The organism is Planktothrix paucivesiculata PCC 9631 (assembly GCF_900009265.2).
GTDB classification, from domain to species: domain Bacteria; phylum Cyanobacteriota; class Cyanobacteriia; order Cyanobacteriales; family Microcoleaceae; genus Planktothrix; species Planktothrix paucivesiculata.
In genome coordinates, this window is record NZ_LR735018.1 from 566218 (window position 1) to 587875 (window position 21658).

The following is a 21658-nucleotide window of genomic DNA, read 5'->3' on the forward strand; positions in this document are numbered from 1 at the left end:
CCCTCTCCAAAAACAATCGGATTCCACAATTAATCCCACGGATAGTAGTGATTCCATGGATATTGTTACACCAGAAATTCCTAATTATACCCCCCTCCAAAAACAACCGGATTCCACAATTAATCCCACAAATATTGTTACACTGGAAATTCCTAATTATTCTCCCCTCCAAAAACAACCGGATTCCACAATTAATCCCACGGAAAGTAGTGATTCCATGGATATTGCTACACCAGAAATTCCTACTTATACCCCTCTCCAAAAACAACCGGATTCCACAATTAATCCCACAAATATTGTTACACCGGAAATTCCTAATTATTCTCCCCTCCAAAAACAATCAGATTCCACAATTAATTCCCCAGACAGTAGTGATTCCACAGATATTGCTACACCAGAAATTCCTAATTATACCCCTCTCCAAAAACAACCAGATTCCACAATTAATCCCCCAGACAGTAGTGATTCCACAGATATTGCTACACCAGAAATTCCTAATTATACCCCTCTCCAAAAACAATCAGATTCCACAATTAATCCCCCAGACAGTAGTGATTCCACAGATATTGCTACACCGGAAATTCCTAATTATACCCCTCTCCAAAAACAATCGGATTCTACAATTAATCCCCCAGACAGTAGTGATTCCACAGATATTGCTACACCAGAAATTTCTAATTATACCCCTCTCCAAAAACAACCGGATTCCACAATTAATCCCCCAGACAGTAGTAATTCCACAAATATTGTTACACCAGAAATTCCTAATTATTCCCCTCTCCAAAAACAATCCGATTCCACAATTAATCCCACGGAAAGTAGTGATTCCACAGATATTGCTACACCAGAAATTCCTAATTATACCCCTCTCCAAAAACAATCAGATTCCACAATTAATCCCCCAGACAGTAGTGATTCCACAGATATTGCTACACCGGAAATTCCTAATTACACCCCTCTCCAAAAACAACCGGATTCTACCGTTGACAACATTCCCAAAACAGAATCCACATCAACAATTAACCTCACAGATATTATTAACCCGAAAATTTCCAATTATTCCCCTCTCCAAAAACAATCGGATTCCACAATTAATCACCCAGATAGTAGTGATTCCACGGATATTGTTACACCAGAAGTTTCTAATTATTCCCCTCTCCAAAAACAACCGGATTCCACAATTAATCCCCCAGACAGTAGTGATTCCACAAATATTGTTACACCGGAAATTTCTAATTATACCCCCCTCCAAAAACAACCGGATTCCACAATTAATCCCCCAGACAGTAGTGATTCCACAGATATTGCTACACCAGAAATTCCTAATTATACCCCTCTCCAAAAACAACTGGATTCTACAATTAATCCCACAGATATTGCTACACCAGAAGTTTCTAATTATTCCCCTCTCCAAAAACAATCGAATTCTACAATTAATCCCCCAGATATTATTAACCCAGAAATTCCTAATTATTCCCCCATCCAAAAACAATCAGATTCTACAATTAATCCCACGGAAAGTAGTGATTCCACAAATATTGCTACACCAGAAATTTCTAATTATACCCCTCTCCAAAAACAACCGGATTCCACAATTAATCCCCCAGACAGTAGTGATTCCACAGATATTGCTACACCAGAAATTTCTAATTATACCCCTCTCCAAAAACAACCGGATTCCACAATTAATCCCCCAGACAGTAGTGATTCCACAGATATTGCTACACCAGAAATTCCTAATTATACCCCTCTCCAAAAACAATCAGAAAGTCAAACTGTTGCACAATTGTTAAGACAACCTGGTGCTATTTCTAAACTACCTCAAGTATTAGAAAATCTTACCACTAGCAAACCTTTAGGTATTTCTCAACCTCTGGTTCAAACATCTAAATTGATCTCAGAAACTTCCTTCCTTGAAACTAATCCCATGCTGGCAAAAGATGAAGATGAAAATGTTTTAGATAATCTGGATCAGTTTGCTTCTTTATCAAGGACTAATATAAAGCCAAAATCCGAACCAAATTTTAACAATGAATCATCACAACAAGGTATAATGATTCAACAGCAAGAAAGCGATTTCTCAACTTCAGATGTTCCTGATTCTTGGTCAAGTATTGAAGAATTGCTTGGTGAAAGTAACTCAATACCAAGTGAACCAACTGTTGTGCAAGCTTTCTCCACAAAAGCAGGCAGACAACCGAAGCACCGTAAACACCCGCATCGGTTGTTGGATGCCCGTACCGGGATGCTGCTACCCCCTGGAATTTCTAGGGGTGTTTCGGGAATTCACAGTTTAGATTTACAACAGCAGCCAACTTCTGTAAAAGCGCTCATGGAAAAGACGATCCAAACTAGGATACAACAGGAACAAAAAACTGCTAGTCGTAAAGCTGAACCTGTTCAGACTCTTACTCGCTCAAATATAGGACTGGAAGAGTCTCGGGTTTCGTTGATAAGTGAAGCAGAAAAGGAGGAAACAAAACAGGCGGAAACTAAAACAGATCAGGTGGAAATCTTGGCTAGAGAAATTTATGGCCTTGTTCGACAACGTTTTGAAATAGAAAGGGAGCGACAAGGTTCATCTTATGATCGTCGATTATTTTAAGTATAATTTTTGCTCAAAAAGTTCTTAATAAATTTTTTGATGCTATCAACAAATAGGACATAGAATAGGAGAAAAACATGGCTGAATCAAGTTCATCAAAATCAACAGTAGCAGCAGTTGTTTCAACACTGCAAACAGCGTTAAAAAATGCCATGCTGGAGGCGGCGGATATAAAAATTTTAGAAGCTGCCGCAGCAAATGATCTGGCCAGAGATCAGCAGTTTCTATCAGAAGAAGAAAACTTTAAAAAACAAGCTCAGAAAAGTTATAAAGCGCAACAAGGGGATCAACGGTTAGTCAAAGCTGCTTTAATACCGAGAACGGGTGAAGCAGCTTCTGCGATTTACTTTATGTTCAATCCAACTGATTTGAGTTTAAGCCGAAGTGTTACGATTAAAACAATGGATGGATCGAGAACACAAAGGGGTTTACCCAAAGTTAACTTTGGCTTTATTGAAGCTTATAAACTTACCTTATCTGGGATTTTATTTGATACCTATGAAACGGGTGCGAGTGTTTTTGATAGCATTAAACCCCTATTGGATGCAGTGGATTTTTCTAAGTTTAAAGATCCTTTTGCGAAACCAACAACTTCTGATGGATTCCAAGAAAGGCTGGTTAAATTAAGTTCATCAGAAACAGCAATGAAATCTTTTGTCGGATCGGTCGGGGGAAAAAATGTCTTGGGTGCTCGAGAATTTGGTTCAGAAAAGGTGGGTAGTCAGACCTTGGAAACAAGACGACCTCCTGTTTTTTATTTTATTTGGGGTGAAAAGAATTATATGTGTTGTATGATCAAACAATTAGACTATAAATTAACCATGTTTTTACCCAATGGAACACCCGTGCGAGCCATGGTTACCATTACCTTAGAAGAAGTGGATTTAGGGGTGGCAAGTAGAGCCTTCAGCGAGCGCCAAAAATTCATTGTTACATAATCACTTTTAGTTAGGGAACACCGGAACAGGGAATAGGGAATAGGGAATAGGGAATAGGGATGAAAGACTGATAACTGATGACTGATAACTGATGACTGATAACTGATAACTGATTATTAGTAGGTTGTTTTATGACTTCACAAGCAACGGATTATGTCTCTACTCCTATTATTACAGTTGATGGAGTTGATCCAGACTTAATGAATGATTTTAGGCGGGATATCCTGCAAATTTCTGTAGAAGAAAGTTTGCATTTACCCGCTATGTTTACCGTAGTTATTAATAATCCTTATGCTGCCACTGATCAAGAGACAAAAACCTGGAAGTATGATCGGGATATTATCCAAATTGGTAAAGTTATTAAAATTGGTTTTATTCCCAGTACGAATTCTGATTCTGCACCCAAAAATAATCAGCCAACCTATTTAATTGAAGGAGAAATTACAGCAATTGAAACTCATTTTTCAGGACAAACTCAAGCTCCTATTGTAATTCGGGGTTATGATATTTCCCATCGCTTACATCGAGGACTTTATATTCGCTCGTTTCAAGATTATACCGATTCTGATATTGTTAAAAAAATTGCCGAAGAAGTGGGAATTCAAACCCATACAATTCATTCTAGTGGGGAAAAACATGAATACGTTTTTCAAGAAAATCAAACAAATATGGCGTTTTTGCGGGAACGAGCCGCCCGCATTGGGTTTGAACTATTTGTCCAAGATGGTAAACTGAATTTTCGCAATCCCAAAATTAACGAAGTTTTACAGTTAGTTTGGCTGGCGGATTTTACCAGTTTTCGTGTTCGTTTAACCAGTGCCGAACAGGTGAAAGCTGTGGAAGTGCGGAGTTGGGACTATGAAAGAAAGGAACCTATCGTTGCTCGTATTCCCAAAGAAACCAGTCAATCGACAGACGCGCCCGGACACGTCTCTACTGACGTTCTGACCCGTACCGAATATGGAAAAGGTAGGGACTATAGCCAAAAGTTCGGGTTAAACCCTTCGGAACCTAAGCTATTAGTTGTGGATCAACCCACTGCTACCATCAAAGAAGCAGAAGTGATGGCACAGGCACTTTTTAACGAATTAGAAGGGGATTTTATCTATGCCGATGCCCGGGGACTGGGCAACCCCAGCATCCGACCGGGGAAAGTTGTGGAACTAGATAGAATGGGTCGTTATAGTGGCAGTTATTACGTTACCGAAAGTCGCCATCTATTTTATCAGGGAATTTACACAACGGAATTTAGTGTGCGGGGACTCCGGGGAGATAACTTGTTGCAAACCCTTTCCCCAAGTACACGCCTCAGACCCGGACAGACCCATTTGGTGGGTATTGTCACGGATAACAAAGATCCCAAGGGTTGGGGACGGGTGCGGGTGAAATTTCCGACCCTGACCCCGGAAAAAGATAGTACCGCCCATGCTAGTTACTGGGCGAGGGTTGTGGGGGTGGGGGCTGGCCCAGGTCGCGGGTTCGACTGTTTGCCGGAAATTAATGATGAGGTGTTAGTTGCCTTTGAACATGGAGACATTCATCGCCCCTATATTATTGGTGGGGTTTGGAATGGCAAAGATCAGCCCCCCGCTAATATCAAGGATTCAGTAGATAAAGGAAAAGTCCGCTTACGAACGTTTAAAACTCGTACCCAGCATACTTTACAGTTTGTCGAGGAAGATAAAGGTGGAACGGCGGCGGGTATTTATATTCAAACCAGTCAGGGCCATCAAATTCGCCTAAATGATAGTAATGGGTCAATTGAGATGAGGACTAAGGCGGGACAGTCCATCCGCTTAGATGATCAGGGGGGTATTACTATCGAGTCTCGGGGAAATATTCAGCTACAACCGGGAACAGGACAGGTGTTAGTATCGGGTAATGTTTCAGCAGCACAACTCCTAGTTGGGACTACAGGAAATATTGTCAATGTTGGAGAAACCTTAACTAATTTGCAACAGCAAATTCAGCAAAATACAAATAGCGATCGCACCCGTTCTCAGGAAATGGCTCAACTTAAGGAGCAGGTTCAACAAAATATTAGCACTGATATTCAGCAAGCTCAAACCTTAAGCAACCTACAAAAAAAAATCACCGCCAGTTCTTCTTCTAATCAGGTTTCCCCTTGATATCTTCCGGTGATTAGACCTTTGGCGAATACTCCCTTGAGAATCTATCGGCTAAATTAAAAACATCTATCTGGGGAGGGAGTTGGCAATGGTTAATTTAGCGAATCGACAATTAAGCCGTCCTTACTTGGGTCAAGGTTTACGATTTCCCGTGCAAATCAACCTTCAGGGCAACCTGGACTTGAGTGCAGAGGAACAGAATATCAGAGAATCAATTTATATTATCCTCCTGACCCAATGGGGAGAACGGGTTTATCGGCCGAATTTTGGCTGTCGTTTGTCCGAGTTGAATTTTGCCCCGATTAACCAACAAACCCTGATGTTAATGCGAATTTATGTCCAAGAAGCATTAGAACTTTGGGAACCCCGAATTATTGTTGATGAAGTCCTAACCCAGCCTCACTCCTATCAGGGAAGAGTTGATATTAATATTATTTACCGTCTGCAAAAAACTTACGAAGGACGCAGTATTGTTTTTCCCTTTTATTTGCAAGTTGAAAACTGATTACGAATTACCCATTGCCCATTACCCATTGCCCATTGCCCATTCCCTATTCCCTATTACCCATTACCCATTGCCCATTGCCCATTCCCTATTCCCTATTCCCTTTAGATTTTTATGGTTTTTGACTTTTTACCTAAACTACCTAAACCTAACTTAGATGATCGGGACTATGAAGACCTGGTAAAAGAATGTATTCTTAGAATTCCCCGCTATTGTCCAGAGTGGACAAACTATAATCCCAGTGATCCAGGTATTACCTTAGTTGAACTATTTGCCTGGTTAACTGACCAAATGTTAGCTCGGTTTAATCAAGTCCCCCGACGCAACTATATTACTTTCTTAGAATTGCTCGGTATTCGTTTACAACCGCCCAAACCAGCAACCACAGAAATAACATTTTATTTAGTCGGCGATTTGCCAGACGCTTATACCATCACCACGGGAACTGAAGTCGCCACAGGACGCACGGCCACCCAGTCCGCCATTGTGTTTACAACCGACCAACCCCTGATTATTGGTCAACCCACCATCCAACACTTTCTTACCGGGGATACAGCACCCTCAACCCCCCAGGTTTTGCGCGATCGCTTTACCAACTTCTGGAGTGCCCAAGAGCCGGGTAACTGGTCAGGGCCAGAGCTTTCCCTGTTTAGTGATAGTCCCCAACCGGGTAATTGCTTTTATGTGGTCTTTGACCCCGATGAACCCCTCGATGGTAACGTTCTCAGCATTCGGATCAAAGGTCAAGAAGCCACTCCCACCGGAATTAACCCCAAAGCACCCCCCCGTAGTTGGGAAGCCTGGAATGGAAGTGAATGGCAACCCGTCCTCCTACAAGAATCCGATGACGAAACCCAAGGTTTTAGCTTCAGTAACCTCGCCCAAAAAGGAGGTAATCCCTTACAAGGCGCTGACGTGACCTTACACCTGCCAATTAACTTTCCTCCGGCTCACTTCACCGCCTATCGAGGTCGGTGGTTGCGGTGTGTTTGTACAGAACCCGATCCCAGACAACCCGCCTACAGTCGCTCACCTCGGATGATTGGGATTACGGCTACAGCCATTGGGGGAACGGTGAAAGCAACCCAATGTGAAATTATTGAAGATGAAATCTTGGGGGAAAGCAACGGTGACCCCGGACAGTTTTTTCAACTTGAAGGAGCACCCGTACTAGAACGGCGGGAGGACGAATATCTGATTGTTACTCCCCCAGGTGCCATTCCCCAACGCTGGCAAGAGGTGAAGGATTTTTCTAATTCGGGAGTCAATGATCAACACTATATTATCGACTCCCTAACAGGTGTCCTGCAATTGGGCCCATTAGTCAGGGAAGCCAGCCAACTCAAGGAAGCAATGGAGTTAAGGGCAAACGTCCAAACCAACACCTCCAGGCAAATGCTACTTTCAAATTCCGACTTACAAAACCAATATGGCAGCATTCCCCCAAAAGGATCGGTGTTGCAGATGTCTCGTTACCGCACGGGGGGAGGTTCGGGGGGAAACGTTCAGGTGGGGACGTTAGAAATTTTGAAAACGGCCGTTCCTTATGTTGCCAGTGTGATTAACCATCAACCTGCCAGAAATGGAGCCGAGGCGGAAACCTTAGAACAGGCAGCGATTCGTGTGCCCCAAATGCTTCGTACCCGCGATCGCGCCGTCACCCCTGAAGATTTTGAAGAATTGGCGATTCGGGGCGGGGCTGGGGGTGTTGCTCGCGCTCACTGTTTACCCGTCACCAGTGGCAAAGGAGGGACAGTACGGGTTTTAATTGTCCCCCAAGTGACAATAGATGACATCACCTATAGTGAGGGTATTCACCCCAACCAGTTCACCCTCACCGATGACCTGGAGCAAAAAGTGATCGCCTACTTGGACGAACGCCGACTGTTAGGAGTTCAGGCCTTATGTGTCTCCGGTGACTATACGGGGGTCGCAATTCAGGCGGAAGTTGCCCTCAAACCCGAATACAATCACCCCCTTGCCCAGCAAACTCTCCGCCAACAAATGCTAGTCGCCCTTTACAGCTTTTTTAATCCGATTACTGGAGGCATCGATCAAAAGGGCTGGCCCCTGGGTCAACCCGTCTATCTCAGCGACGCGATCACTGTCCTTCAGCAGTTTGATGCCATTCGTTATATTGGCACCCTGCAACTGTTTGAACTTCAGCGTCAAGGACAATCTTGGGTTCGCCTACCCCCATCCCCCACTGTTAATCCCGGCCCCATGGGCTTGATCTGTTCCTGGGCTGATTTGACCCTGCGATCGCAGCACGTTATTTCACTAATTTATGGCTCGTGAACTCCTGAGTTTAAAATTAATTCCTATGCGATCGCCAGAAGCAAGTTTAAACACGCTTCCGATTCAGGCATCGGAAAATATTAATCTGGAAAATCCGAGTCTTTTAATTGTTCCAGGAGAAGCCAGTGAATTGGTAGTCAATTTAGAAAATTTCGGGACTTATACTTTAGAATTAACCCTGGAAATTACAGGTGATTTTCCTCGTAATTGGTATACTATCATTACAGAAGTAGAGGAAGAAAATTCCGCGTTTTTACTAACACCTGGCGAAACAATCAAAGCGATTATCCGCTTCCAAACCCCGGCGGATTTCTTTGAAAATCCCTTTGCCCTTGGTGTGGGTCAAGTTCTGAAATTAGATTATCAAAGCCGTTTAGCTGTTTATGGAGCAGCCCAGGGAAGATCACAATTGCTGGAAACAGCCACTTTTAACCTCTATGTTCGCCCGGTTAGTCGTTATCAACAATTTCTACCTAATTTTTATCGAGAAATTGATTTTGTCGGACGTTTTCTGCAAATTTTTGAAGCAACTTTAGAACCCGATGTCCAAATTCTTTCTAACCTTTGGGCTTATTTAGATCCCCTGACAGCCCCAATCGGAATGTTAGAGTTTCTAGCCCACTGGGTGGGCTGGAGAAATCAACCTTATTTAACCTTAGAACAGCAAAGAAACTTAATCCGAAATGCTATTGAAATTTACAGATGGCGAGGAACTCGGCGGGGTCTGCGCCTGTATCTTTACTTAGCAACTCGTTTACCTTTAGATGATCACATTATGAATGAAGATGAAAAACATATTGGAATTTATGAGTTTTTTAATTCCGGCTTTGTCTTGGATAAAACTCGCTTAGGTTACGATGCAATTTTGGGAGGAGTGCGACCCTTTCATTTTACAGTTCGCCTGCGTCCCGAACCCGATCGCCCCATTGAAGAAGCGTTAGTGAGAACTATTATTGAACAGGAAAAACCAGCATTTTGTAGTTACGAGTTAATTATAGAAACAAGCTAAAAAAAGACAGAGAATAGGCAATAGGCAATAGAAGAAATTCAGTATTACCCATTGCCCATTCCCTGCTTTACCTTACCCATTGCCCATTGCCCATTGCCCATTCCCTGCTTTACCTTATGTTTTCCTTATTTGATTACCCTGAACCATCGCCCCTAAAACGTCTATCCGTCGAGGATGGACTGCTCTTAAATGCTGAACGTTGGCAATCTGCCCACGCCTATCACCAGAATCGTCAAAATCTCCATTATCAATCCCTGAATCAACCAGGAATTGTCTGTGGATTAGGGGTTTCTGCTATTCCTTCTCCTGATCATATTGTCGCTAAATATCGGGATAATCGCTGGATTAAAATTGATCGTGGAATTGCGATTGATTTAATCGGGAATCTGATAATTGTTCCCGAACCGATGGAATTTCATATTGCCTCTGAAGCTGGGGAAAACCCCCTATTAATTTATATTACCATCAGATATGTTAATCCAGAAACGCTATATCGACCCGAATCAAAATATTTGATCGAGGAAATGTTTAGAATTGATGAAAAAATTAATAAACCCGATCAACTAGAAGTAGAACTGTGTCGGATTATCCTGTTAGCAGGAACTGTCCAAATTACTTCTCCAACTAACGTTTTTTTTCCCGGCGGAAATCATATTGATTTGCGCTATCGGCAACAAGTAGTGGCACGTCCTCAAGGGGTGGTAAGCATCGGTTTAATTTCCAACGATTCACCCATTGATCAGATAATTTTATCCTCTTTATCTGGACTAATTCAGTCTTTAACTGCACTTTATCCCGCCCTTGGAGGTCGGTCAGAAATTGGCAAAATTAAATTACAAGCAGGAGAAAATAACGAATATTTAAACTATGATTTACTCTATCTCAGCTATCAAAAAATTGCTATATTAACAGAATTAGAAACTGAAAGTCTCAGAGAATATAGGGAAACTGGAGGAATGATTTTTATAGAATTAACAACTATGGAAAGCGAAATTGTGCAGTTAATTAAAATTCAACAAAAACTGCAAGAAACCCTAAATGATCTTAAAGAAGATGGAGAATTTGATCCGTTGATACAACAGTTGGAAAGCGAACTAGAGACTACAACAAAAATTTTAGATAAACAGTTGGCTGATGTTATGATCACCATCAGAAATTTAGCCCAAAAAACAGGCGAAGTTACAGCCAACGATTCAGGAGCAATTACTCGTCAACATCCCCTACGAAATCAGCCTTTTTTGTTTAGTCAGTTTCCGATCATTAAAGAACAGGAAATTAGCTTATTTAACTGGGATAATATTATATTAGTTTTAGGAGATTTGTCAATGGCTTGGGGAATAAATGAAGGGTTTAGTTTTCCAAGAGAAACGATTAGATCTGCTCAAGAAATGGGGATTAATTTTCTACATTTTGCCGTAAAAAGGCGACAATTAACTCAACTTCTACTTTAGGTTTATAAACTATAATTGATTGAGGTTGTTAATCTTTATTCCCACTATAAAATTAAACTTACTATGGCTAACAAAACCTTCTCTTTTTTCCATAAATTTTTTGATAAATCCGTGGGTTCTTTATCCATTCGCCGTACCTTGCCCCTGATTATTGTTACACCTTTATTGGTTTCTGTCACAGTGATTAGCTGGTTTAACTTTCAAGCGGGAAAACAAGAGATTGAAAAACTGATGTTAAAAATTAGTGAAAAATCAACTCAGATGATTGAACTCAATCTTCGCAATTATTTAGGAAAGCCAAAAGTATTATTACCCGCATACTTTGCAGCTATCCAAAGTGGGAATGTTGATATTGATAACTTACAAGAAGTCAAGCGATATTTTTGGCAACAACTAGAAAAAACAAACGCATTAACTTCCATTTATATAGGAACGGAAAAAGGAAACTATGTACATTATGAGAAAACAGAAAATGAATTTATAGAAAAATTTAGAGATGAATCAACGAACGGAAATCGGAACTTGTATGAAGTTGACTCCAAAGGAAATCGCATCAGATTGATCAAAAGCGCGGAGTATGATCATCGTGATCGTCTCTGGTATGAATTTTCTAAAAGTATAGGAAGACCAAGCTGGAGTCCAGTTTATCAACTAGCCAGTATCAATACGCTAGGGATGGATTTTTCTATTCCGATTTACGATCGGGAATCTGGAAGTTTTAAAGGAGTGATTTCCACTGATGTTAGTCTGGTACAAATTAGCAAATTTTTACGAAATTTAGAAATTAGTCAGAATGGAAAAGCTTTAGTTATAGAACGGACGGGAGATGTAATTGCAATCTCAACTTTAGAGCAACCTTTTAAAGTAGTGAATAATCAAAATAAACGACTGAATATGAGTGAAAGTCAAGATCCGATTATTCAAGGAATAAATCAATACTTAATTGAAAAATTTAATGGTTTAGATCAGATTAAAGAGAAACAACAATTTACCTTTCGATTCAAAGGAAATTCACAACTTGTCCAAGTCACCCCTCTACAAGAGAATCGAGAAGGAAAAGCAATTGGTTGTGATTGGTTAATGGTGGTTGTGATTCCCTATTCTGATTTTCTTCAATATATCTATACTTATACAACTTTAACCATAATTATTGGCGTTTTGGTGGCGGGTATCGGCGTGATTTTAGCTCTGTTAATGGTGCGTTGGATTATTAAACCTATTGAACAGTTGCAGCAAGCGGCCGAAACTATTGAGTCACAAAACTTTGAGCAAAGTATATTAGAGGAGGTGAGTAGTCGGCGCGATGAATTTGGACAGTTAGGAAAAGTGATGTTAGCAATGGCAAATGTTATTTACAGCCGCGAACAAAATTGGAAACAAATGATTGATCAACTTAAAAATCAAGATTTGCAAAAGCAAAAAATTAAGACTGGAAATAATTCCCAAAAGCAAGTCAAAAACTTAGAAGTATTATTGAGAGAATCACAACAACTCAGGACAAAAATAGGAGAAAAGGATAAAAATTCCAGAAATTAAAGATAATTAATTATAAATTAAATCCGATAAATCTCAAGGAATTAAACATGAAAACAAATCTAATTACTACTAATATTTCTACGACTGAACTGACCTTCAAACCTGGTGAATCAGCCGTATCTTTTGAAATCAATGCGATTAACTATAGTGAGCGTTTTGCCAGCTTTCAGGTAGAAGTATTAGCGGCGGGTACAGATGAAAATTTAGCCCCAAATTGGTATATTCTTTCCCCCGAAATTTGTACTAAAAAACCCCCAGGAGATTCTACACAATTTCTGGTTAAAATTATTGATACTCCCCTACCTGGTTTTGTCGGTCAGATGAATCTAACCGTGAGAGTTTTTTCCATTGAACTTCAGGAAGAAACCCGTCAATTATTGCGGTTAAATATACTCGAAGGAAGCGGGGGAGTTGGCTTAAAATTAACCCTTCCTGTCCAGGAATTTCAAGCTTACCCCCTACAGCAAATTAAAATCCCGGTTCAGGTTTATAATCCCAGTTCTCAACCTGCCAATGCGGTATTAAAATTAACAGGAATTAATCCCACCTGGTTAATAGAAGAACAACAGGTGATCCAGATTCCATCTCATATTCAGGTTGATGCTGTTTTTCTTTGCCAAATTCCCGATATTATCCAAACTAAAAGCCAAGTTCAGCCCTTCACTATTACAGCAACAATCACCAATGGTTTATCAAGGCAAATCACCGGAAATTTATTAATTTTACCCCAAGGAATTGTAGAATTTAGGTGTTTTCCCCAGGAACGTCGCATCCCCGGTAGAAGAAGGTTTTTTTGGCGTTCTGACCCGGTTGTTTTTCATATAGAAATCAAAAATCGCAGCAATATTTCGCAGATATTTCAACTCAAAATTAATTGTTCAGACAAAATAAAGTATGAATTAAAAACCGATTTATCTCTATTAATACAAGATAAAAAAAAATCTATAGAACCCGTAAATCATGATGTAGAGATCAATAATTTTGATCCTACTATTGATCTCGAAATTGGCGAAACAAATCAAATCTTATTAGTAACAAAAGTTAAACGACATTGGTTAGGTCGGATGAGAGAATTTTTAATAGAAGTAACAACAATACAAACACAAAATCTTTCCTCTGTTTCTGATAGCCGTTTGTCTGGAACTTCTCCCCCCAATCAAACCTTGAAATTAAAAGTTTTACCCTTTATTCCCCTGGGGTTAATATTAACGGGCAGTGTTATATTACTGGGGTTACTGTGGTGGTTTTCGGCACTAAATCCACATCATCCCTTTTTAGGACATAAAAAACCAGTTAATTCTGTTCAATTTGATGGGTTAGCAAGCACAATCATGAGTGGTTCTAATGATCAGACCATAGCTGAATGGAAAGTTACTAACTTTTTCAATGATTTACACAATCAATTTATCGGTAAAATTGGCAATGCGAAAAAGGCTGTGCGAGTGTTACGTTACCGACCAGTTGATAATAATATGATCGCCGCCGGATTGGAAAATGGGGAGATTCAATTGTGGGGATTAACGGAAGAAACCGGGTTAATTGATACTTTTTCAATTAATAAAGATGATCGCGTTTTTGCCTTAGAATTTTCTCAAGATTCTCAAACATTATTTAGTGGTCATGGTAGTGGTTTAGTCTTGCAGTGGGATGCCAGTCTTCAGCGAGATCAAATGACTAAAGGTAGCGATCGCTTGTTAAAGAAAAAACAATTTGATTTTGCCGTTTATGACCTAAGTTTTGTCGGGAAAGGCAATCTTCACCTAGCAGTTGTCGGTCGATATAATCAGTTTTTAATTTGGAATCTTGACCAGAATAAAACCTTAAAAGTTCCTTACCCAGTCGGAGCGCAAGATGATTATATTTTAAGTGTTGACGTTGCAGAAATTGCTCCCTATATTTTAGCAACCGGGGATAATCAAGGAAATATTACCATCTGGAATATGAAAAATTGTTTAGATAGTTCAGGAGAATGTGAAGTAATTGATCGTTGGCAAGGAACTAAAATGGGTGAAGCGGTTCGTTCAGTTTCATTTAGTGACAATGGCTGCTATTTAGCCAGTGGTGGAGACGATGGTAAGGTCATACTTTGGGCTTTAACCTCTGAAGGAAAACGACCTTTAGCAATGCCTGATGGTTCATCTCTACAAACAAATCTGGGGATTAAACAGGAAGTTAGCCATTCATCTCGTCAGAAAAAAATTAATAGTGTTGATGTTAAAATTGTCGGTAAAAATATTTTAATTGCCAGTGGGAGTGATGATGCTCAGGTCAGAATAGCCCAAGCCAAAAGAATATTTAATTTAGGTTGTGATTTTCGCAGTAATCTGGAGACGGAGTAGATACTTAAATAATTAATTTAACTGTTTTTGAGGATTTAAAATTATGGTGCATCAAACTTCACAAACTAACGGTCAGGCTCTGAACGATATTGAATATTCAGATAATGCGGCAATTGCTAAACCCATCGCCTTGATTATTAACCCTTCCGAAGACAGTTCTGCCTGTGCTGGAGAAATTTTTGAACTGCGGGTTACAGTAACCAATCAAGGCAATAAAGGCGCTGTTATTAATGTTTATATTGATGAAACTTCTGGCTTGTTACGTCAGTGGTGTAGCTCGGCTTCAGAAAGTTTAGCCTTAGCCAATAATTGTAGTGCAGAAGTGGTTTTTTACTTTACAATTCCTATTAATGCTACCCCCGAAAACCATAGTTATTTATTAGTTATTGATGCGCCCAACCACTATCCAGAAGACACGCCAATTCGTCATGAAGCACGACTACAAATTTTACCATCAGTACAATCCGCAGCCCAGATTAATGACCCGACATTTCAAATTTTACCGATTACAACTTATAACAAACCAACTATTATTGAACCGGGCAAATCTTTAGATTGTAAAATTATAGTTAATAACCGTTCTTCACGGGTTGATCGCTTTCGTTTAAGTTGTTCTGATCTGCCCAATGATTGGTTTACTGTGATTTATCCAGAGGGATTGGTCGAATTAGGATTAGTTGGAGAACGGCAGAGTTTAGCATTAAATCCGGGGGCGAAAGGTGAGATTGTATTACGCTTGCAATTTCCTCTAAATGTTAAAGCCGGAAATTACTCCCCCACCCTACGTTTAACTTCGTTGAATAATCTCGATTTGGTACTGATTGATGTCTTGTATTTGCGGGTACTTCCCATCTATAGATTAATCCCAGAATTGCAAACTAAAATTGGGAAGGTTAGTAAAGAAACAGGATGGTTTCGGCTGTTATTGGGGAATGGGGGAAACACCCTCCGCAATGTTAGTTTTACCGCAGAAGAAGACGCCGGGAAACCAATTTGTACTTATACTTTTGACCCTGAACAGGTGAAATTAGGGGCGCAATTAAAAACTCAAATTGACCTAAAAGTTAAACCGAATAAATGGTGGCGACGTCCTTGGTTTGGGAAGGGATTACCAATTGAATTTTATATAGAAATTGAGGATAGTGATCAACTACCTGTTCCTGAAAGGTTGCCAGGAACTTTAATTTGGGAAGCACGACCACTCTGGCAATTTATTTTGTTAATTTTTATGATTTTGGGGGCGATCGCATCCCTAATTTTTGCGATTTGGTGGGTATTTTTCCGACCCCCAACACCCCCGAAAATCTTAGAGTTTACGTCTGTTTTTCCGACTTATGAACAAGCCGCAGGAGATGCGATTCACTTAAATTGGCAAATTCTTCACCCTAAACAGTTAAAAACGATTAAAATTATTGGGATTGCTGCCGATAGTGGTATTGTTTCTAGTGGAGATATATTGTATGATTTTAGCCAGGGAATCCCGCCAGAATTGAAAGAATTTTGCACCTTAGAATCGGTTTTAAATTGTCAAAATATTCGTACCGATGCCCAAGAATCGGGAACTTATATTTTTCAAATGGATATATTTTCTAAAAAACGCTATCAGTTAGCTGATTCCAAAAAAACAAACACGATTCGTATTAGTGCTTTACCTCAGCCTAAAATCTTGGATTTCATGGCAACACAAACAGCCTATCAAGAAGCAGCCCCTAACCAATCTATCTTAACATTTAATAATGAAATTGCCTTGAATTGGAAAATTAAAAATCCAGAACAATTGCAAGCATTAAAGTTAATTGCTCGTTCCACAGATGACACAGTTCTAATTCCCTTAAAAACCTACGATTTTAGTGAGGGTATTCCCTCGGAGTTAATTGGATTTTGCTTATTAGAATCGGAATTAATTTGTCAAAGAGTCCCTACAAATGCCCGAAAAGCCGGAAACTATATTTTTGAATTGTCGGCGGTCTCCTTGGAGACACCAGAGGAAACTGCCATTAGCCAGAAAAGTGATATAATCAAGATTATTCCTTATATTTACCCGACTAAAATAGTCTCTTTTTCTGTGAATGGTCAGGACGCTTTACCTAAATATATTTTACCGATTAATCCCGAAAAAACTGCTAAAACTATTCGGATTAGTTGGAAGGTAGAAGGGGGTAAAAATACAACTGTTGAATTACTCCCCGCACCCGGAACAGTAGGTCTTGAAGGTTCGATCATTTATCCAGTTACTCAACAACCGGGGACAGAAACAATTACACTGGCGGTTCGAGGAGAATCAGGGGAAAAATTGAATCGAACTGTCACCTTTGAAAAAATTGTTGTTCCTATTTCTGAACCTAAAACACCCCCAGTCGATAAACAGCCGGGCGCGTCTTCACAAGATTCCAGAACCCCTAAATTAACCCCAAATAACCCCAATATTTACCCAAATCGACCTAATCAAACTATCCCTAACTTGTCACCAACTCCACCTAATTTTCCTTTATTACCAACAGCACCGACTCCAACTCCAACTCCAACTCCAACCCCCTCTCCAACCCCCTCTCCAACTCCAACTCCAACCCCTTCTTTCTCCGCTTCACCGATTGAAATTCCTCCTCAATTTGATTAAATAGTTAATAGAATAATTTTCACTCTGATTAAAAACCGCCTTATGTTAAAACTATGACCAAAATAAATAAAATTAAAAAAGTGCGTTTTCCTTCTATTGCTCTAAGTCTTAATTTTTGGGGGTCGATAATTATTGCTCAATTTTCCTTACCTTTTAATATTAATATCCCTCAACAACCGACCGCAATTCCTATTCCCCCTATTCCCATTAACGGAGATTTTGACTACTATTTTTCTTTATGTAATATCCTGCGGAAACAACCCCGGCTAGAAGAAGCGTTATCAGCCTGTAATCAAGCAATTAATTTAAGTAAAAAAAAGAGAGCCGATTTATGGGAATTTCGCAGCGATCTATTATTGAAATTAGGGCGATATGATCAAGCTTTAGTATCGAGTTTACAAGCTCTGGAAATTCAGCCCAAAAACTCTCTAGTCTTAACCATACAGTGTCGATCTCTTTCAGCATTAGGTCAACAAGATCAGGCTATTTCCGCTTGTGATAGTGCTTTAGAAATCAATCAAAATTGGGAGGAATTTTCTCCGAGTCTGACTTGGTTAAGTCGAGGTTTAGCTCAAGAACAGAAAGCCCAATATTCTGAAGCTTTAGCATCCTTTGATCAATCTTTAAAACTCGATCCTCAGAATTCTATAGTTTTAGTCAGTAGCTGCCGAGTTTTGTTAGAAATGGAGAAGCATGAACAAGCAATTACCAGTTGTGATAACGCTTTAAAAGTTAATCAAAATTGGGGAGAAAGTTCTCCGGCTCAAGCCTGGTTTTGGCAGGGTTTGGCTTTTAGTGATTTGGCAAAATATCAGCAAGTTTTAGCCAGTTGTGATGCAAAAAAAACTGATTTGGAGACTAATATTGCAGTCAAAAATAATTGTATTTTAACTACTCGAACCTCTAGGTTAGAATCGGCAAAAACTTCTTATGAACAAGCAACAACCCTCGATCCTGAATTTGCTGTGGCTTGGACATATCAAGGGATAAATTTGGGAGAATTAAACGAATATGATCAAGCGCGAAAGGCTTTAGAAACAGCTATTAAAATTTATCCTAATAATGCCTTGGCTTTGGTGAATTTGTGTGCAACTCTGAATAAATTAGGCAATTATCAAGAAGCACTAACAGCTTGTGAAAGTGGATTACAACAAGATAATCATTGGCTAGAAAGTGAGCCTGCTGATACTTTCATCCAGAAAGCACAGGCTTTAGCAGGTCTGAAACGCTATGAGGAGGCGATTTTGGCGATTGATCAAGCCTTGAGTTTGAAAGCTGACTCAGCGATCGCTTGGAACACAAAAAGCGTGATTTTATGGCAAGCCCAAAAATATCAGGAAGCTCTCAACGCATCAGAAAAGGCCTTAGCAGCCGATCCTAACTACTTTCAAGGGTGGTTTAATCGGGGGAGTATTCTGCGGGCGATGCAGCAAAATCAAGAGGCCCTAAGCGCCTATCAGCGTGCGATCGGTAGCGATATCACTTTTGTACCAATAGAAACCCTGGGGTCAGTTTGGACTAATTCCAGTGCAATTTTGTGGGACTTAGGGCAATATCCAGAGGCAATTGCAGCAGCGAATAGTGCGATTGAGATTGATCCTAATTCAGTATCCGCTTGGTTTAATCGAGGGTTATTTTTCACGGGTATAAACGATTATGAAGAAGCAGTCAAGTCTTATCAGCAAGCTCTAAAACTTGATCCAAAAGCGGTTAATATTTGGGTGGCTGAGGGGATGGCATTCTTCTATTTAAAGCGCTATTCAGAAGCTCTGAATGCCTTTGAAGAAGCGTTAAAAATTGATCCGAACTATTTACCAGCTTTACAAAATCGGGATCTAATTAGTCGGTATTTTCAGGATAAATAAATAATATTTAATCGTGTTAGTTACCCAAAAATAGAAACCCAGATATTTGAATAAGTATTACTAAAATCATCACAAAAAGAGGATATCTATATTAAAAAGATTGTAATTCTTTCTTGGATGAATGTCAATCTGAGATTCTGTATCCTAACCAAAACCTATCCAAAACTTGACTCTATTTCCTAACGCTCAAAAATCAAGTCAACTAAACTTTTTAAATCCGGTACTTCTAAATCCGGTTGGGCGATCGCAATTTTCGTTGCTCCTCCTCCGGGTTGTCCTTGACGACGATTAACCCAAACCGTTGTTAATCCTAAACTATTTGCCGTGGCAATATCATGGAAAATACTTTGGGCAACGTGCAGTAACTTATTAGCAGAAAGCCCCGTTTTATTTAAGGCGAATTGAAAATTATGGGCAGAAGGTTTATAGGATTGAGATTGTTGTGCTGTGATAATATGATCAAATTCTATTTGAAGATGTTGGTTAGTTTGGGCAAACAAATCATCATCAATATTAGAAATAATTACTAATTGATATTTTTGTTTTAAGGCTTTTAAGGCTGCTACCGTATCAGGAAAAGGTTGCCAATCTTGAATTGAATTGCCTAAACTTTCTAATTCCGTGGGAGTGGGAGAAAACCCTAAATTTTCTCCGAACTTCTGCACCACCTCCCGCAGAATTTCCCGATAGATTTTATATTCTCCACTTTGGGCTTCGGGTTCTAATATAGCAAATAATTCAATTAACTGTTGATTACTCATCTCAATACCATGGGCCTTAACTAATTGTTGTAAAACCGGAGTAATTCCGTTTTCCCAATCAATTAAAGTACCATAGCAGTCAAAACTCAAGGCTTCAAATTGATTAAATTCAATCATAATTTTTCTAAAACCCATTCGTAATTCGTAATTCCCTCTTACCCATTCCCCGTAACCGATAATCCTTCAACAATAATAGAAGGAGTATAACAAGAACCATTCCAAGAGGCATCACCCCCTAATTCTATAACTTTTTTCAGGGCGGTGTAAACATTTCCGGCGACCATGGTATTTTTCACCCGTCCGACAATTTCGCCCTTTTCTATGCGATATCCTAAATCCACATTAATCGAAAAATCCCCACTAATTCCCGCACTTTCTCCTAACATTTGATCGACAATTAAACCCCGATCTAAACTTTTAATTAACTCAGCTAAGGAACTTTTTCCGGGTTGGACTAAAAGATTAAATAAACCCGGAGTGGGATAACTACCTAAATGGGTTCTAAATCCATTGCCAGTTGTACCATTGACCAGGGTACGACCTGTGGTTAAGTCAGTATAAAATAGTTTTAAAACGCCCTTTTCAATAAAAGTAATCGGACGGGTGGGGATACCTTCATCATCAAAGGGACAACTAAATGGCCCAGCATCGGGTTCTTGAGATATCGTTAAGACTGGAGACAGGACGGGGGTATTTAAGCGATCGCTCCAAGGAGACGCCCCCTCTAAGACCTGTTTACCATTCAAAGCAGCATCCAGGGTTCCCCAGAGCATATCCGCGGCTTTAGCGGTAAATAACACCGGAATCCGACCTATCAGAGACGGTACGTTATTTTTAGCCCAATTTAACCGCATTAAAATCCGTTGGGCTAGGAGAGTCGGGTCAAGAACATCCCGTTGGGTTTGGCCATCGGAAACCGCTAAAAAATCATCTCCCCGTACCCATTCGGTTTCCATATAGCCACTGAGGGTGGTGTCGGTGTGGCTACATTCGAGGCCCCGGGAGTTAATCAAGCGAATCGATTCCACTTCACAATCCCATTCGGCTGTACAGAGGACATCAGGATAGGACGCCCGAATTAATTCAATTGCTTGTTTCCCCCAACCGATCAATTGTTCAACGGGGACAACTTGCCCAATATCGGGATAGGTGGATTGAGCCTTGGATGCGGTTAATTCGATGGTTTCGGGTTGATTTAGGGTACTTAATGCCAGTGCCCGGGCGACTAATTTTTCCGGTTCCACTGGCCCATAGGCAACGGCCAACCCCGGACGTCCATCTCGCCACAGTCGCAGGGTTGTCCCTTCCGATTGGCTACTTTCGAGTTGCTTGAGTCGATTGGCTTCAAAAAAAATCGGCTGGGAAAGAGATTGGGATTGAAACACTTCCGCAGCCTCAGCGCCCGATGCGGCAGCTAACTCTAATAGCTGTTCGGCGGATTGGTCGTAGGTCATCGATAGTATGGCATAGCGTCATCGTTTATCGTACCTTGAGCGGTGATCGGTGATTCATTTTTGCCACCACTGACTACCGAACTCTAGCTTTCAAGATGTTTAATAGTTTGGTATTGGTGATATTTTTGACAGAAAATTAAAACTTGTTTGA

13 protein-coding genes are annotated in these 21658 nt (G+C 40.2%); 11 read left to right on the forward strand and 2 right to left on the reverse strand.

What is annotated here, in order from left to right:
• The 11 genes from PL9631_RS16640 to PL9631_RS16690 form a co-directional block, all read left to right on the forward strand.
• On the forward strand, nucleotides 1-2605 hold a 2605-nt coding region (locus PL9631_RS16640; RefSeq protein ID WP_197046394.1), incomplete at its 5' end, for a hypothetical protein.
• Between the two features lie 77 nt (nucleotides 2606-2682).
• Complete coding sequence (locus PL9631_RS16645; protein WP_231516755.1) at nucleotides 2683-3543, forward strand: CIS tube protein; 861 nt, start codon at nucleotides 2683-2685, stop codon at nucleotides 3541-3543.
• Nucleotides 3544-3674: 131 nt separating this feature from the next.
• A complete protein-coding gene (locus PL9631_RS16650) occupies nucleotides 3675-5672 on the forward strand; it encodes a VgrG-related protein (protein WP_156090597.1) in 1998 nt (665 codons plus the stop codon).
• An 88-nt stretch (nucleotides 5673-5760) separates the two neighbouring features.
• A complete protein-coding gene (locus PL9631_RS16655; RefSeq protein WP_027250122.1) occupies nucleotides 5761-6177 on the forward strand; it encodes a GPW/gp25 family protein in 417 nt (138 codons plus the stop codon).
• Between the two features lie 114 nt (nucleotides 6178-6291).
• The gene (locus PL9631_RS16660) at nucleotides 6292-8475 is read left to right on the forward strand and encodes a putative baseplate assembly protein (protein ID WP_083621999.1); all 2184 of its coding nucleotides are present in this window, start codon (nucleotides 6292-6294) and stop codon (nucleotides 8473-8475) included.
• A complete protein-coding gene (locus tag PL9631_RS16665; protein WP_083622000.1) occupies nucleotides 8465-9484 on the forward strand; it encodes a phage tail protein in 1020 nt (339 codons plus the stop codon). Before PL9631_RS16660 ends, PL9631_RS16665 begins: the two co-directional genes overlap by 11 nt.
• A 116-nt stretch (nucleotides 9485-9600) precedes the next feature.
• A complete protein-coding gene (locus tag PL9631_RS16670) occupies nucleotides 9601-10935 on the forward strand; it encodes a DUF4159 domain-containing protein (protein WP_083622002.1) in 1335 nt (444 codons plus the stop codon).
• A gap of 63 nt (nucleotides 10936-10998) precedes the next feature.
• Complete coding sequence (locus PL9631_RS16675) at nucleotides 10999-12471, forward strand: PDC sensor domain-containing protein (protein WP_083622003.1); 1473 nt, start codon at nucleotides 10999-11001, stop codon at nucleotides 12469-12471.
• A gap of 47 nt (nucleotides 12472-12518) precedes the next feature.
• Nucleotides 12519-14810: a WD40 repeat domain-containing protein gene (locus PL9631_RS16680; protein ID WP_083622004.1), complete on the forward strand. Its 2292-nt coding sequence runs from the start codon at nucleotides 12519-12521 to the stop codon at nucleotides 14808-14810.
• A 43-nt stretch (nucleotides 14811-14853) separates the two neighbouring features.
• Nucleotides 14854-17427 carry a COG1470 family protein gene (locus tag PL9631_RS16685; protein ID WP_083622005.1) on the forward strand — a complete coding sequence of 858 codons (2574 nt, stop codon included), beginning with the start codon at nucleotides 14854-14856 and terminating at the stop codon, nucleotides 17425-17427.
• 53 nt (nucleotides 17428-17480) lie between these two features.
• Nucleotides 17481-19292 carry a tetratricopeptide repeat protein gene (locus PL9631_RS16690; protein ID WP_083622007.1) on the forward strand — a complete coding sequence of 604 codons (1812 nt, stop codon included), beginning with the start codon at nucleotides 17481-17483 and terminating at the stop codon, nucleotides 19290-19292.
• A gap of 179 nt (nucleotides 19293-19471) precedes the next feature.
• Here the strand turns inward: PL9631_RS16690 and PL9631_RS16695 are convergent, their stop codons facing one another.
• Both PL9631_RS16695 and PL9631_RS16700 read right to left on the reverse strand, forming a co-directional pair.
• The gene (locus tag PL9631_RS16695) at nucleotides 19472-20170 is read right to left on the reverse strand and encodes a haloacid dehalogenase type II (RefSeq protein ID WP_083622148.1); all 699 of its coding nucleotides are present in this window, start codon (nucleotides 20168-20170) and stop codon (nucleotides 19472-19474) included.
• A gap of 38 nt (nucleotides 20171-20208) precedes the next feature.
• Nucleotides 20209-21507 (reverse strand): TldD/PmbA family protein, encoded by a 1299-nt coding sequence (locus PL9631_RS16700; protein WP_083622009.1) that lies wholly within the window; start codon nucleotides 21505-21507, stop codon nucleotides 20209-20211.
• Between the last annotated feature and the right edge of the window lie 151 nt (nucleotides 21508-21658).